Source organism: Pseudomonas paraversuta, assembly GCF_904067025.1.
Classification (GTDB): Bacteria; Pseudomonadota; Gammaproteobacteria; order Pseudomonadales; family Pseudomonadaceae; genus Aquipseudomonas; species Aquipseudomonas paraversuta.
Genome location: NZ_CAJFDA010000001.1, coordinates 1,963,877 through 1,979,150, shown reverse-complemented (window position 1 = coordinate 1,979,150; position 15,274 = coordinate 1,963,877). Strand labels below are relative to the sequence as shown.

Here is a 15,274-nt window from a genome sequence, read left to right as displayed (position 1 = left end):
ACACCTTCGAGACACTGCCTGTAACCGAGAGCTGTCACTCCACTATCCAAGATGCAGGAGAATCATTGAGACAGTTTTTCAGACTTGCAACACGACTGGTTTCAGATAGAGGCTCGTGGCAATGACGGTCTCTGAACGATCCAGTGAGCAAGGTTTGGAGAGCAAAAGGGCGTAGGGGTTAATCATCTTCTCATCGATGGCCATTGTTCTTTGGCGAGGCGATTCAGCACCCACCCGCATCAGCTACCAGATAATCAATGCCTAAGGACAGCCCCATGTCATCCAGAAAAGCAGTGTTGAGCCATGTTGCGAAAACGTTCGATATCCAGCCTGATTACCCCTGGATCAAATTCCCGAAATACGCCGTCCTGAGGGACCCGGGATCTGAGAAATGGTTTGGAATAGTGATGAACGTACCCAAGGAAAAGCTGGGGCTCGCAGGCGAGGGAGAGGTTGATATTCTGGATGTGAAATGCGATCCGGACAAAGCGGGTTCACTTCGTCAAATGGAGGGTATTCTTCCGGGTTACCACATGAACAAAGAGCACTGGATCAGTGTGGTGCTGGACGGCTCGGTAGCAACCGAACACATACACGAACTCATTCAAGATAGTTACCCGTTAACTGAGTAGCGGTTCGAACTGACAAATCATGGTTACTCGGTTGCACAGATTTTATCTGCGCTCCCCCATCGGGTGGTGTTTGGCTATTTTGACCGATTGCAACCTTGCACGAACGTCTGCTTCTGGCCGATTGCAGCCTGTCGTAAGAGGCAGCAAAGAAGTGTCGTCATCCATCCTGTAGTGCGGCACCTGCCAGCCACAGCAAGAAAGCATTCACATGCATCTGCCGCTCCCACCCTGGCACGCACACAGCAACATAACGCGGCCCGGGCAGGCTTACTTCTGGTCTATAGGTCACTAATTTTCCATGCCTGAGGCTGTCGGCAACCAGTACATTGCTTGCCAGCACCAGTCCATGACCCGCGATAGCAGCGCTCAAAGCAAAATGCTCATCGTCTAACTCACGCATCTGCGCCGTTTCAAGCCAGGCCTGGCATTCTGCGGCCGCGCACCAGCTTTCCCAGTTGATTGAAAATACGCCCGGAGTTTTCCAGTGCACGTTGATCAGTTCGATCTGATTTACGTTTAGCGAGGCAACCAGATTCGGGGCACCGTAAACCGAAAATTGCTCGTTCATGAGTTCCTGACGGAACAACTTCGGGTCATCGCGGCTGACCGAGCGAATAGCAAGATCGATACTGGAATCACGCAGCAGATCGACTAGTTCGTTACGTGTATCAAGCCTCACATTGTATTGTGGAAAGCTCCGATAGAAACCACCCAACCGTGGAATCAGCCAGGCTGCCGCCAAGCCCGGAGTAGTAGAAATGGTCAGGGTTTGGGGAGCAGTGTCCGGATAGAAAGCCTCCAGACTGCGGCGAATGTCTGATAATGCGCGATGAGTCTGGCGATATAGCATCTCGCCCTCTTCGGTCAACACCACACCTTGTCCAGATCGCATGAACAGCATTGCTCCGAGGCGGGCTTCCAGTGTCCTGACCTGATGGGAAATGGCCGCGGGGGTGACTGAGAGCTCCTCAGCTGCCGCTTTAAAGCTGCCCAGTCGCGCAGCCGCCTCGAAGGTGCGCAGCGCGTTGAGTGGAAGAGTCGAAAACACGCCTAGTTTCCTGGATGAATTGAATTGATGAGTATTAAATTTATCTCATTTTCCGTGGTGCGTACGGAGCGATACCGTCGCAGATATTCGATCCACTGCCCCTTCGGAAAACACCATGCAAGGACCTTCGCGGAAAATTCTACAAGCCATCCTCTATGAATCAATCGCTGTTGCGGTGCTGTCGCCCAGCATCTCGTTTATATACAACGAAGGTCTGGCTCATGCGGGAGCGCTGTCGTTGATGTTGTCGGTATGCGCGCTGCTGTGGAACGTGCTGTTTAACTATGCTTTTGAGTTCTGGGAAGCGCATCAGCCACAGCGTGCTCGCACGTTGGGCAGACGTTTGCTCCACTCACTGGGTTTTGAGGGGGGGCTGGTTCTGCTGCTGGTGCCACTGGTGGCATGGTGGCTGAAGATTTCTTGGTGGGCTGCACTGGTCACCGATCTGGGGCTGTTCGTTTTCTTCTTTTTTTACGCGCTGGTGTTTCAGTGGGTCTTCGACAGAGTATTCGATGTACCAAACTCCGCGAAGGGGGAAGCTTCGGTTAACCCATAATCCGCTCGGAATTCCGATTAGCCTACCTGTAGCAAGACTAGGATTTGAGTATGAATAATGCCACTAAAGCGATTGAACACTACATCTTCGGCAAGGACGGAAATCGGCCTGACTTGTTGCGGCATGCTTTTAGTCTGGACGCATCTCTTAACGTGAGAGTGCAGACAAGCACCATCCTGTTTCCCCCTTGCGTCAGCGGGCGCGAAGCTATTGCTGAAGTACTGGTGCGCAGCTTTAGCCAGCAATATGAGAACGTTTATACATTCTGCTTCGGAGACCCTCCAAAGCCCGAGGCAAATGTTCATAAGTGCAAATGGCTGGTTGGCATGTCAACAAAAGCGACTGGAGAGTTACGTGTAGGCTGCGGGGAATATCATTGGGTCTTTTCACCGCAAAGCGGCCTGGCCATTCAACTGTCCATCACTATCGAACACATGCTGGAGTGCCCTTCTGAACATAGGCGAAAAATAATGGATTGGCTTCAAGGTCGCCGCTATCCATGGTGTGAGTCTACCGACATGCTTGATTCGGCACCTTCGCTCAATTGCCTCCAGCCGGTTCTTGTCTACGTTGCTACTTGACCCCTATCAATGTAAGCGTGCGCGAGCATACGTGCTTGGCCGAGAACTGCCCATCACGAAGGGCAACTCCCGGCCAGAAGCGGACAAACACCAAGTACGGCTACCGTCCATAAGCAGTCTTTGGAAGCTATCTACAAAAATAGGGTAATTCAGGGGCAGACTCGCTAGTACTGTAGGCCTTCGGCGATTGGATGTAGCCGTCTGGCGAAAGCACCTACCACCTTTTCGCCGAATCGTTATCGGTTCAGAAATATCAGTCCTCCCCAATTGGCAATCGTTAAGTTCCCAAAGTGTTGGTTGAGCTGAGCTGTCACCAACCAAGACGGTTTGATACGCTCTCCAGACAAACCATGCAGATCCGAGCCAATGCTGGAAGAGCTACGAAGAATCGACCTGAATCTATTGCTAACCCTCCACGCATTGCTTTTGGAGCGGCACGTAACCCGGGCATCGGTTCGTCTTCATAAAAGTCAGCCAGCGGTCAGTCATGCCCTCGCTCAGCTTCGAGCGCATTTTGACGATCAGTTGCTTATCCGCCGCGACGGGAAAATGGTGCTCTCCGCCAGAGCGCAAGGCTTGCTTGCACCGCTTGAGCAGGCACTCAGACACCTCAACGACTTATTAGGGGCTTCTGACTTCGATCCCGGTAAATCCCAAGCACGTTTCCGGTTATCACTGTCGGACTATGCTACTCGCCGAATACTGCCAAGACTGGTGCGTCACGTTCGCAGCGTCGCACCTGGAGTTGATCTTGCTGTGAGTCAAGCGAGCCGGGAAAGCATGATGGCCCAGCTTGCGGACGGTGAACTGGATGTAGCGCTAGGCATTTTTCCGGAATATCCAGAGGGCATCCATGTGCAGGGACTATTCCCAGAGCACTTCGTTAGTCTTGCCGACGAAAAGGCCCTGCCGGAGTGTGGCCGCCTGACGTTGGAAGAATGGCTAGAACGTCCACATGTGATGCTCGCGTTGCGGCCCGACGCAAATGACGAGATTGAAAGAGTGCTGGCAAGCATGGGACTGCGCCGAAGAATCGCTGTGGCGTTACCTCATTGGAGTGCGGCTATTGAGCTGATTGCCGGTACGGATCTTATTCTCACCGTTGCCAGCTGGGCGGCTAGTGGGCTGGACAATTATCCGACGCTTCGAACATTCGATGCCCCCCTGGATCTACCCGTTCTATCGTATCAGCAAGCTTGGCATACCCGTAAAGACGCGGATCCTACCAATAGGTGGATCCGCCAAGCGATCTTGGATTGCAGCAAGGACACGTGATTTTGAGTCACATGGTTCCCGCTTGCACTGGGCCTTTCAGTTCGACTTGATTACCGTCTGGATCGAAGCAGTAGATCGACGGGCCAACGCCTTCTGCTCCATACCGGGTCACTGCCTTGTCAGCGGCGATGCCATGGCTTTGAAGGTGGGCGAGGATCGCCGTCTCATCGAAAGGTTCGACACGAAGGCAAAAGTGATCGACATTGCGTCGCTCTTTCCCAGGTGCCCCGCCGCCCATGGCACCTAGAGGGCCATCGATATCCACCAGATCTATCATTGAGCTTCCTGCTGCAAGGTGGATCATCGCGTATTGATCGTTGCGTTTCTTGACCAAGCACCCGAGAACCTCAATGTAAAACTCCAGACTTCTTTCCATGTCCTTAACGCGCAGGACAACGTGATCGATGTGCTGAACTTTGAAAATAGACATTCGCTTGTCTCCTGAGGCAGAGAACGACCCTTCGCACCGAAAAGCGCGAAGGGTCGCTGAGAAAGACTTAGCTGATTTTGTCAAACAAGGTCGGCATGTCGCCGGAGAAGTCCACCCAAGGGTTGGTGTTCAACAGTTGTGGATTCGGCGCAGTCGGCTCGTCGTAGTGCATGTCGAACTCTTCAGGGCCATGGGCATACGCCACGACCAATCCCTGTTTAGCATCCATGTACCCTGCGTGGATACCCATGCCTGGGTAGCTCAAGCGGATCGCGGTTTCTTCAGTAGCAGGGCCAACAGTCAGTCGTACCACCACAGCGTCCGGGAGAACAAACATCCAGGTGAAGGGGCCACCCGATACGACAGTCATCACTTCATCGATCCTAACACCGTTGCGCGCCATGTTGACGTGGAAGCGGCCAAAGGTTTCCAGAACGGTTGCGCGGTAATCGTCCGGAATCGCCAGCATGTCGTAGACCTTGGGATAAGGGGCTATGCCAGGCTGACGCGTACCAAGCAGGCCTCCACGTGGGGTTTCAGGTACACGGCCAGCCAGTTCGATTTGTTCCAGAAGTTGGGCGCGGTTCAGGCTGAAGAGCTTGATCAGTTCTTCTTGCTCTGCCTCGGTGATGGCTCGGGACTGCGATGCGTTCAAGATGGGTTTGGCCGCCTCAGGAATGCTCACTGTGCTTGCACGAACTCCTACGCTTCGCAGTACGGCGTTCACGTCTTCAAGGCCAACAGCGTTCGGACGGTCATCACTGAATTGCAGTTTAACGATACTCATAAATTCACCTCAATCAGTTAACGATAATAGAGTGCTGAACGACCGTTCATATGCACCTCTTGCCACACGAGAACAACTTCTCGGCTTTTCGCACGCAAGCCGCATGCGTTGGTACGACTAAGTGCGTCGACCGGAATAAAAAGGACAGGTGCTTGGGAGCAAAATCAGCCAAAAGGGAGGATTTGGTTTACTTCAGGCTCACGTGTGCGGAAGGGGCTTGCACCACGTTGTCGGAACTAGCAGGAGTTTTGTTTGAGCCGGCTTGAACCACTATCAGGCCGAAGAGGATGATCAGCACCCCTGCAATCCGAACCAAATTGATTGGCTTCGCAGTTAGGCCTAAGAGGCCAAAGTGATCGATAAGCATTGCGGCTATGACTTGACCCACCATCACGAACAGGATGTAGTTCGAAGCCCCAAGTTTTGGCGGCAGGAAGGTGGCCATCGCCACATAAATGGCACCACTGAACCCGCCGATCCAAAGCCACCAGGGCCCCTGTAAGGCCCCCGCGATGTTGGGCTGCGGTAGACGAAGAACGACGATGGTTGCGATCAATACAGCAGAGCTGACGATTAACGAGGTGAGTGCAGCCCACAGTGGATGTCCAAGCTCACGGCCAAGGGCGCCATTGCTGGTGGCTTGAAGAGGAATCAAGGCTCCAGCTAAAAGAGCCAGTCCCATTGGAATACTTGCGAGAATCGATATTTTCCCAAACATGACCGTAACCTCTGGTGTTTCGGTGGCGATGGGGGAAATATTGAATCATCCTATTTGTGAATGGAAATCACATATACGCACATGCTGAATTCGTCAGGCGAATAACAACCCTTTTGATCAAATGTCTGATACCAGACTCTTGTCGGTGAGTGGATGCAGCAAAGCTGCGCCTTAGGTAGGCAACCAGTGATGCGATAGCTGAATAGCCCCGGTTTTCCTAGACGCCTTAGAGCGACTGCTTTTGGCCGATTGTAGTCCCTCGCAACAGGCTGCTATCGGCCACAAGCTGCCTCAAGCCCTTTCCGCGAATGCGTCGCCCGCGGCCTAATACTCACTCGCAGAGAACGATAACAATCAGCGTTGATGGAGGCTGTCGAGGTGCACATTCAGCCACGCATTACGAATAAATTCGCTCCTACTGCAGCGCGAGTGACTGCCAACAAAGCAGAACAGATATCTTGGACTAGCTTTATCTGAATCACTGAAGCCTCCGACCACAACTCAACCAGGCCAAAGTTCGTAATGCTCAAAAAAATCGATTTGACGATCACCCACGATTACCTCAATCCATTTGCCTCGCCGGACGCACCCAAACTTAGCCCGGAGCTGGCGGACTACCTGTTGGATAGTGCCTGGTACTACCCCAAGCTGTGCCTGCAGATCAACTGCCCCGAAAATGAGCGAGAACGCCTACAGCAAGCTATCAGCAATACCTTTGCAGAAAAGAGCGAGCAAGTCAGAGGGGATATTCTCATCCTACAGTTGGAAGCGCTGACACTCCTGGGCCTGGCACTGGCGGTGGGGCTGATAGGCAATGCTCTAGGCATTGAAAGCACCATCCCGGTGGCAGTATTTACCGTTACGGTGTGGATGCTGCTCTGGCGCAGCGCAGAGATATTTTTTCTGGATATCCGCAGCGCTTATCGGGAGTTGCGTAAGTACCGGCGTATAGCAAGCGCAACAAAGCAGTATTGATTGAAAGTGTTGATTCGCCGCTGATTTAATAAGTACCCTCGAAGACCAGCTCTTGGCAGATTTCAATCCCTCGTGGCAGACAGAAACGATACCATCAAGCAGTCCACGAAAATGGGAGTGGCCGATAGCAGCCTTTCATGACAGGCTGCTATCGGCCAGAAGCAGTCACTCAAGACTTTACAAAAGCAGGGGCGATTCACTTCAGGCCCACACTGAGTGAGTAGCGTATCTGCTGGTCAGCGTGCCTCCGTTATGCCCGCTCTTGCATGAACCCACTCGGTTATCGTTTCAAGGGCACCAGGGGCGTAGGCATGACGACCCTCCATCAGGAATCTCAGCATGGTTAGCCAGGTCCATTCGCTGGTTAGTTGTGTGTTATAGGGAACCGCCCTCAGGAGTCCATGACTTGCATCCGGTATGACTTCTATCCGATTGGCGGGATGGTTGCCCCCTACAGTCTTTCGGTAAATATCTGCATTGACCTCAGGATTAACATTCAGATCGTCCGCCCCCCACAACGCGAGCACTGGAACCTCGAGCTCTTTCAAATCTTGGGTTGCATCTTCGTGAAGATTTCGTCGCACAAAAGCCCACCGCTCCGGGCTCATATCGCCCAGAAGGGTTGCTGACGGCACTTGCGAAGAGGCAAACAAACGTTCGTCAGCTGCGGCCATCTCCGCCATCGCCCGTTCAATGTCAGCCGCAGACATCCCTGTGCGCTGCAACCGCTGCCTGGTGTAATAGTCTCCTTGCCGTTGCCAAGATACGGCGCCTCCGACAAGTACAATAAAGTCCGCACCATTGGGCCTAAGGCGGGGCACGACCCAACCGGCTTGCGAAAACCCAAGAACACCAACAGGGATCCCTTGCAACTGGCTGCGCAGGGTAGAAATCGCGCTGCGCACGTTAACAGAGCGGTCAGTCATCGACTGATTGAGCCAATTCCCCTGCGAGTCGCCAATGCCCGGTTTATCCCACGATACAACCGCAATGCCTGCATCAAGAAGAGCGTTGATGAGTGGATCGTAACCCTGCTGCGATGTGCGATCTTGTGGGCCATCACCGTGAACCAGAACCACTGCCGCGGTTGCAGTTTGGTCAGGCAGCCAGAGCGTACCCGCCAGGAGCAGTCCATTTGCTTCGAATGTAAAAGGCTCACTTACTCTGCGATCCAGACCATAGGTATCAAGACGGGATAGAACAAAAAAAACGATGACCGTGGCGAGGCAAACGACAGAAATCAACCATCCGCGATTACGCTTCGTGCGGATTACTTTATGCATAGTCACTACCTTTTCGTTTCATGAGCTGCGGCCAACTTGCGCAGACTTCAGACCCACTGTATCTACACCAGAAGAGCGCCCTCTCTACCCGGCTTTGCGCAATGCGTTGGCAACCAGTGTGAAGGCGGGAGATGGCTGTCGACGGCTGGGGTAATACAAATAGTAGCCAGAGAACGGTGGGCACCAATCTTCCAGCACCCGCTCCAGCCTCCCTTCACGCAGGTGCGGCTCAAACTCCTCCTCTGGCAGGTACGCAATGCCCAGTCCGGCCAGGGCCGCATCCACGATATGGCTCGACGTGTTGAAAATAAGCTGGCCGTCTACACGCACGTTTACCTGCTTGCCTCGCTGCTCAAAGTCCCACACATAGAGCCCTCCAGATGTCTGCATACGCTGGTTGATACAGCTATGGTTCATCAGGTCGCGCGGGTTTTCGGGAGTGCCACGGCTGGCAAAGTACCCTGGCACGGCGACAACAGCCATCCGCAATGGCGGGCCTATCGGGACTGCGATCATGTCTTTGTCGATAGTGTCACCCAGGCGCACGCCTGCATCAAAACGATCCGCCACAATGTCTCTGAATCCGTAACTCACGTCGAACTCAACGTTGATGTCCGGGTATTCGTGGAGTAGCGCGGTGAGCTTGGGTAGCAACGTGGTACGCAGAACATGATCGCCGCAAGTGATGCGTACGGTTCCCGCAGGCTTGTCGCGCATTTGCGTCAGGTTATCCAGTTCTGCCTCTATTTCATCGAAGCGATTACCGATTGCTTGCAGCAGTCGCTCGCCCGCGACAGTCGGCGAAACGCTGCGGGTGGTGCGCGTCAGTAACCTGATTTGCAGGCGCGCTTCCAGACCACTGATGGCCTGGCTCAGTGCCGACTGGGTAACGCCCAGTACCCCGGCGGCACGGGTGAAGCTACCTTCGCGCGCCACTGTCACGAATGAAAGCAGATCGTTGAGGTTTCCTCTGACCATGGTATGCAGCACCTTTCACAGCTATTAATTAGCTCAGCTTATAGCCTTGTTAAGTATTCATTAGCTAGTCCCGGGAGTGATCGTTCGTCACCATTACCGCTATGAATACGAATAACCGCGAGGCCCCGATGGGCACTGTTTCAACAAGCAACCAGGCGCCTGCCTACTGGAGCGGTGTCTTTGCGATGACGCTGTGTGTTTTCGCCCTGATCGCTTCTGAATTCATGCCTGTCAGCCTGCTGACGCCGATGGCCGTTGATCTTCAGATTAGCGAAGGGATGGCCGGGCAAGGCATTGCGATTTCCGGGGCATTTGCCGTGCTGACCAGCCTGTCGATCTCGTGGCTTGCCAGAACCCTCGATCGCAAGCTGCTGCTGTTGGCACTGGCCGGGTTGATGGCTGTCTCGGGCTTGATCGTCGGGCTGGCACCCGACTATCAAACTTACATGGTCGGCCGTGCGCTCATCGGTGTGGTCATTGGCGGTTTCTGGGCGATGTCCGCGGCGACGGCCATGCGCCTGGTACCCGCTGCGCAGGTGCCGAAGGCATTGGCCATCTTCAATGGCGGTAACGCGCTGGCGACCGTAGTTGCCGCACCGCTGGGCAGTTATCTGGGCTCCATTATTGGCTGGCGCGGGGCTTTTTTCTGTGTGGTACCCGTCGCGGCGATTGCTCTGGTCTGGATGCTCATCAGCCTGCCGCCCATGCCGGTGGAACCGCGCAAACCAGGCTCCGGAAATGTATTCAAACTGTTCAAAAATCGATCCGTGGCGCTGGGCATGGCCGGTTGCGCAGCCTTCTTCATGGGGCAGTTTGCGCTGTTTACCTACCTGCGGCCCTTCCTTGAAACGGTAACGCGCGTCGATGTATCCACGTTGTCGTTGATCTTGCTGGTGATCGGTGCGGCTGGCTTTATCGGCACCCTGATCATCGGCCGAGTTCTGAGGGGCCGCCTGTTCCAGACGTTGACAGTCATTCCGCTCTTGATGGCCTTGATCGCGCTGGCACTGATCCCTTTTGGCCACTCGCTCATCGCTGTTGCTGCACTGCTGGGCTTATGGGGGCTGTTGGCGACTGCGGCCCCGGTGGGCTGGTGGAGCTGGATGGCACAGGCCATGCCGAATAATGCCGAGGCTGGCGGCGGCCTGATGGTAGCCGTGATTCAACTGTCCATTGCTCTGGGCTCAACCATGGGTGGAATACTGTTCGACAGTCACGGCTATCAGAGCACGTTTGTCGCTAGTGCAATTGTGCTACTGCTGGGTGCCGCAGTGACCGTACTGGCGGCTACCCACGCTCGAACCGCTTGAACCACGCAACGATCCTGGAGACGGGTCATGACCGGGAGCATTCACCCCGCAGCAAATACCCCGCAGCGCGAAGGCTGGGGCAAGCGGTCATTTGGTTGGCCTGGCGTGCTGTATTCAGCTCTCGTGCTTGGCAGTTACATCCTAATGAATGATGCCGCGTCGGCGTCCTCGATCACGGAGAAATATCCCATGTGGATGACAGTCGGCGAACAACGCTTCGCCATCACCTTGGCCGACAACGCAGCCGCTCGGACGTTTGCCACGCTCCTGCCACTCACGCTGGAGATGAACGATCTCAACAGCAATGAAAAATACGCCAGCCTTCCTGCAGCCCTGCCCTCCAATGCGAGCAAGCCGGGAACGATCCACGCGGGTGATCTGATGTTGTATGGCAATGACACCCTGGTTGTTTTCTATATGACCTTTGAATCGACATACGCTTACACACGCCTTGGACATGTGGATGAAAACGCGAACCTTGCACAAGTGCTGGGCCGACATGCCGTGAAAGTAACTATCTCCCAAAACTGACTACTCTGCTTCGATAGGGCTACCAATGAAAAAGCTCATGGTTTTACTCACCCTTCTTGTCAGTTCACTCTCAGCAACAGGAGCCGATATGTCCAGAGGCGCGGATAATTTCTATACCAGCGACAAAGTGACCGTGCAGAAGGTCAATTTCAAAAATCAGTACCAGATGAACGTGTCGGGTAATCTCTTTGTCCCCAAAAGCCTTGACGCCAACACCAGAAGTCCTGCGATTGTTGTTGGTCACCCGATGGGCGCGGTCAAGGAGCAAAGCGCTAATCTGTATGCCACTAAACTGGCAGAAAAGGGCTTTGTGACACTGTCACTGGATCTTTCATTCTGGGGCGAAAGCGAGGGGCTGCCACGCAATGCAGTTTCGCCGGATATTTATGCCGAAGACTTCAGTGCCGCGGTGGATTTTCTTGGCACCCGGCCTTTTATCGATAAAGAGCGGATAGGCGCACTCGGCATCTGCGGGAGCGGCAGCTTTGTTATCAGCGCAGCCAAGATCGATCCACGCATGAAAGCCATCGCAACGGTCAGCATGTATGACATGGGCGCAGCCAATCGTAACGGCTTGAAGCATGGGCAGACGCTTGAGCAGCGCAAAGAGACCATCGCGCAAGCCGCACAGCAGCGGTATGTAGAGTTCACCGGCGGTGAAACGCTCTACACCAGCGGCACGGTCCACCAACTGGACGAAAATACTCACCCGATTCAGCGTGAGTTCTATGATTTCTATCGCACACCCCGTGGCGAATACACACCAGCCAGCTCGTCCAGAGAGCTGACCACGCACCCAACGCTTACTAGCAACATCAAATTCATGAACTTCTACCCTTTCAATGACATCGAGACGATTTCACCTCGTCCGATGCTATTCATTGCCGGAGCCGATGCCCACTCCAGAGAGTTCAGCGAAGAAGCTTACAAGCTTGCGGGTCAACCCAAGGAGCTCGTCATCATTCCTGGCGCTGGCCATGTTGACCTTTATGATCGCGTCGATCTCATTCCTTTTGAAAAACTGGCGAGCTTTTTCCAGAGTAATTTGAAGTGATGACAGTGAAGTCGAATTAACCATTCGGCTTGAACGGTGTTTGTCCAAGGTCCGCTTCTGGCCGATTGTAGTCCTTCGCGACAGGCTGCTATCGGCCAATAGCGGACAGTTAAGATACGAGTTCAGCTACCGTTTTGCAGTAGTGCGGACAGCGCAATATGCCGGCTTGATCTACGCACTTGAGTGAGAGGTGGCGTCCTATGAAAAGGGGACACATTTATTTTTCTAACGGTTTTCGATATCAGGACAGGGATCATTGCCGACCAAGCAGCCTTGAGAGCGGTGCAGACGTATACCAGGGATGTCTGCCAGCGCCCCTAAAAGGCCCGGGTTTCGCTTTGTCTTTTGCGGCCAGTTCATTTTGACGGTTCTTCTTATCCAACTGGCAGCCCAACCAGAGTGTTGCGATACCGAAAACAAACAGTAGTACTACCTGATATATGGGCACTATTTTCTCTCTGGAAAATTAGATGCGCAGAAAAATTTGGCTGCATCGTGCACTATTTTTTCGAAGCGCTCAAATGAGTGACGAGTGAGCAGCGTTTTGATGGTGGGCTGATAGGGCTTAAAGAAAATAAAGACCTGCGAGCAGGCCATGATGGCCTGCTGCAGTAATATTCAGGAGTAGCGAGAGCAATAGTGTTTTTGTTTTTGTAGAGTCCTGGGCCGCTACTCTCTTGTGTTGCTTTATTGTTTTTAAACTGCGCTTCGGCAGCTCTCGCAGCGCCATCCCTTATAACTTTCGGAATTCTCAAGCGCTGTAACCAAATCACGACCGCCTATACTATTTTTGCAGTTGTTATGTTTTTCATTTGGTTGTTTTATCCCCTCGCATTGTTTTTTCAGGAAGGGGTTTACCACCGCTTGCTGCCTTGACGAAAGTGCTCTAAATCCCTTGTCTACCGCTAGCTGGGCGAAGCTCTGTACGCTTGGCTTTTCACCTTGAAATGCGTTCTGCGCGATAAGGGCCGAGAAAATCTCTCGCTCGATAGTCATTCGTTAATCCTTTATTCAATCAACAAGTTTGCTCATGTTTTTTCTTGTTCTGAGCAATGCGAAAGCATACGTTACCATTGGGTGTGGTTTTATTGAACTGGGTTTCCATCCAGCTATAAAAGGCAAGGCTTCTCCTTTTTGGTCGGTAAATATTGGTTTCTTGGTGTTTAGAATATTTCAACAGGCCTTTGTTGCAATTTATTTCTTGTTCGAGAGAGTGAGGAAGTTTCGCTTAGCACACAGTACCTGCCGTGGGAGACTCCTGTCTGTCGCACTAAATTTATGAATGACGATACTGCTTATGAAGTTCTATAAAGTTCGGCGATTCCCTATTCCGGGCTGTCGACAAAATCTCCACGGCAGGTACTGTGTGCGAAGCGACCTAAACGGCCTTGACTAACTAACAGGGGGGCGAAATTCTCAAGTCTCCACAGAAGTGGCGGTACGTTTGTGGCTAGAGGCTGAGTCTCTGGTCGAGTCGGTTCGGGAGTGCCAACACAAAGCCTTAAGCGATGAGGGCGCTACTCATCATTTAATCGGATGGATCCGCTCAGGATGAATTGCCCCGACTTTCCTGGACGCCTTTGAGCGGCTGCTTCTGGCCGATTGTAGTCCCTCGCGACAGGCTGCTATCGGCCCATATCTGCCGGTCGCAGCCGGCAGATATTTACCCAACGAACCGTCGATGGATTTATGCCCCATTGGCCTCAAACCGCTCTTCGTCGCGACCTCAAAGCGGACTGCTTTCCTTGACCTGCCCTTTCCACTCGCGGACTTCATCCTTCGCCTTGGGTGCCTTCACCTGAGATATGAACAGCGCCGCCAGAATCGCCGGAATAGCGCTGAGGATGAAAATTTGACTGACCGGCATCTGCATACCGATAAACAGGCTGCCGAACAGTGGCCCCAGAATCGAACCAAAGCGCCCTACTCCCAAGGCCCAACCGGCCCCTGTAGCGCGGCAATGGGCCGGGTAGAAGTTGCTGCTGAACGCGTTAAGTGTCAGTTGTCCGCCTATCACACACATACCGGTGGCAAAAACCAACCCGATCATCACGACCTTATTGTCGTGAAACAGACCAATCAGGAAGGTGAACAATCCAGCTGCGGCAAGCACCACGCACAACAGTTTTGCCTTGTTGGTGACACGGTCGGCAAAGTAGGACATCGCGCCTGCGCCGATCGTCCCGGCAAACAGGAACAATGACGTGATCAAGTTTGCTTCACTGAGGTTGACGCCGTTCTGTTTGAGCAAGGTCGGCAACCAGCTCACCATGAAGTACAGCAAGATCAACGCCATAAAGAACGTTGCCCAGATCATGAGCGTGGGGCGGGCATAGCCATTGCGGAACAGCTCGACCACGGCAAAGCGACTGGGGGATTGAGACGCCTTCGACTGCGCATCCCATACCGGCACCGGCTCCCAGTCGAGTTTCATTCTGCGCGTCAACTTGCGCAACCGAACAAAAGGGGCTCCGTCTTTGAGCAACCTTGGCAACGACTCCGGCAGGAACAAGAGCAACGCCGGCAAGAGCATCAAGGGGGCGATACCGCCGGTGAGAAATACCGACTGCCAACCAAATCGGTCGATCAATGCTGCGGCCACGAAACCGCCCATTGCCCCGCCCAGGGAGAAGCCACATGCCGCCAGCGTTACCATCAATGTGCGCTGGCGAGGTGGCGAGTACTCGGACATGAGCGCCATTGCGCAGGGCATGGCACCACCCATGCCGATTCCGCAAATGAAGCGAACCCAGACCAACCCCTCGATGGAGTTGACCAGCGCCGTTGTCAACGTCAGCAGGCCATAGACCGATACGCAGCCTATGAGTACAACGCGAATGCCGATTCGATCGGCCAGGGGCGTGACCAGCAGTGATCCAAACGTCAGTCCCAGCAAGTTAGCGCTGAACACCGGGCCGAACAGTACTTTATCTACGCTCCATTCCTGAGCCAGTGCCGGCACGACGTAACCAAGCCCGAGCGCGTCGTAGCCGTCGGTGATCAACAGCAACGTCAGTAACAGTAATAGCCGCCATTGAAATCCTGAGATCGGGTGGCGATCCAGGGTCGCACGAAAATTCGAGATCTGATCCTGCATGGTTGTTTACCTGATTATT

The 15,274-nt window shown here is 53.6% G+C and carries 16 protein-coding genes; 8 read left to right on the top strand and 8 right to left on the bottom strand.

What is annotated here, in order from left to right; translation table 11 throughout:
- Positions 1–275 precede the first annotated feature (275 nt).
- Entirely contained in the window at positions 276–632 is a 357-nt protein-coding gene (locus JQ848_RS09200) for an MmcQ/YjbR family DNA-binding protein (protein ID WP_202210520.1), read from the top strand.
- Positions 633–789: 157 nt separating this feature from the next.
- On the opposite strand, the gene JQ848_RS09195 is transcribed toward JQ848_RS09200, so the two are convergent.
- Complete coding sequence (locus JQ848_RS09195) at positions 790–1,680, bottom strand: LysR substrate-binding domain-containing protein (RefSeq protein ID WP_127196687.1); 891 nt, start codon at positions 1,678–1,680, stop codon at positions 790–792.
- 115 nt (positions 1,681–1,795) lie between these two features.
- On the opposite strand from JQ848_RS09195, the gene JQ848_RS09190 reads away from it, so the two are divergent.
- From JQ848_RS09190 to JQ848_RS09180, 3 genes are all read left to right on the top strand, one after another.
- On the top strand, positions 1,796–2,236 hold the full coding sequence (locus tag JQ848_RS09190) for a PACE efflux transporter (RefSeq protein ID WP_160627288.1): 441 nt from the start codon (positions 1,796–1,798) through the stop codon (positions 2,234–2,236).
- 50 nt (positions 2,237–2,286) lie between these two features.
- Entirely contained in the window at positions 2,287–2,817 is a 531-nt protein-coding gene (locus JQ848_RS09185) for a hypothetical protein (protein ID WP_003447697.1), read from the top strand.
- Between the two features lie 369 nt (positions 2,818–3,186).
- Positions 3,187–4,092, top strand: coding sequence for a LysR family transcriptional regulator (locus JQ848_RS09180; RefSeq protein ID WP_202211272.1), 906 nt, complete (start codon positions 3,187–3,189; stop codon positions 4,090–4,092).
- 7 nt (positions 4,093–4,099) lie between these two features.
- Here the strand turns inward: JQ848_RS09180 and JQ848_RS09175 are convergent, their stop codons facing one another.
- From JQ848_RS09175 to JQ848_RS09165, 3 genes are all read right to left on the bottom strand, one after another.
- Positions 4,100–4,522, bottom strand: a complete 423-nt coding sequence (locus tag JQ848_RS09175; RefSeq protein ID WP_046810137.1) for a VOC family protein — start codon at positions 4,520–4,522, stop codon at positions 4,100–4,102.
- A gap of 67 nt (positions 4,523–4,589) precedes the next feature.
- Positions 4,590–5,309: a hypothetical protein gene (locus JQ848_RS09170; RefSeq protein WP_202210519.1), complete on the bottom strand. Its 720-nt coding sequence runs from the start codon at positions 5,307–5,309 to the stop codon at positions 4,590–4,592.
- A 187-nt stretch (positions 5,310–5,496) separates the two neighbouring features.
- Complete coding sequence (locus JQ848_RS09165; RefSeq protein ID WP_202210518.1) at positions 5,497–6,027, bottom strand: DMT family transporter; 531 nt, start codon at positions 6,025–6,027, stop codon at positions 5,497–5,499.
- Positions 6,028–6,549: 522 nt separating this feature from the next.
- Here JQ848_RS09165 and JQ848_RS09160 point away from each other — a divergent pair.
- Positions 6,550–7,002 carry a hypothetical protein gene (locus tag JQ848_RS09160; RefSeq protein WP_003447689.1) on the top strand — a complete coding sequence of 151 codons (453 nt, stop codon included), beginning with the start codon at positions 6,550–6,552 and terminating at the stop codon, positions 7,000–7,002.
- Positions 7,003–7,238: 236 nt separating this feature from the next.
- Here JQ848_RS09160 and JQ848_RS09155 read toward each other — a convergent pair whose 3' ends face one another.
- Entirely contained in the window at positions 7,239–8,285 is a 1,047-nt protein-coding gene (locus JQ848_RS09155; RefSeq protein WP_202210517.1) for an alpha/beta hydrolase family protein, read from the bottom strand.
- 84 nt (positions 8,286–8,369) lie between these two features.
- Positions 8,370–9,263: a LysR family transcriptional regulator gene (locus tag JQ848_RS09150; RefSeq protein WP_003447685.1), complete on the bottom strand. Its 894-nt coding sequence runs from the start codon at positions 9,261–9,263 to the stop codon at positions 8,370–8,372.
- Positions 9,264–9,391: 128 nt separating this feature from the next.
- Here JQ848_RS09150 and JQ848_RS09145 point away from each other — a divergent pair, with 128 nt between their 5' ends.
- From JQ848_RS09145 to JQ848_RS09135, 3 genes are read left to right on the top strand one after another with little or no spacing between them, the layout of a single operon-like run.
- Positions 9,392–10,573 carry an MFS transporter gene (locus JQ848_RS09145; RefSeq protein WP_202211270.1) on the top strand — a complete coding sequence of 394 codons (1,182 nt, stop codon included), beginning with the start codon at positions 9,392–9,394 and terminating at the stop codon, positions 10,571–10,573.
- A 27-nt stretch (positions 10,574–10,600) separates the two neighbouring features.
- On the top strand, positions 10,601–11,104 hold the full coding sequence (locus tag JQ848_RS09140; RefSeq protein WP_161719687.1) for a cyclophilin-like fold protein: 504 nt from the start codon (positions 10,601–10,603) through the stop codon (positions 11,102–11,104).
- Between the two features lie 25 nt (positions 11,105–11,129).
- A complete protein-coding gene (locus JQ848_RS09135; protein ID WP_202210516.1) occupies positions 11,130–12,158 on the top strand; it encodes an alpha/beta hydrolase in 1,029 nt (342 codons plus the stop codon).
- A 696-nt stretch (positions 12,159–12,854) separates the two neighbouring features.
- Here the strand turns inward: JQ848_RS09135 and JQ848_RS09130 are convergent.
- Positions 12,855–13,154 (bottom strand): hypothetical protein, encoded by a 300-nt coding sequence (locus tag JQ848_RS09130; RefSeq protein WP_202210515.1) that lies wholly within the window; start codon positions 13,152–13,154, stop codon positions 12,855–12,857.
- Between the two features lie 730 nt (positions 13,155–13,884).
- Entirely contained in the window at positions 13,885–15,255 is a 1,371-nt protein-coding gene (locus JQ848_RS09125; protein ID WP_202210514.1) for an MFS transporter, read from the bottom strand.
- Positions 15,256–15,274 lie beyond the last annotated feature (19 nt).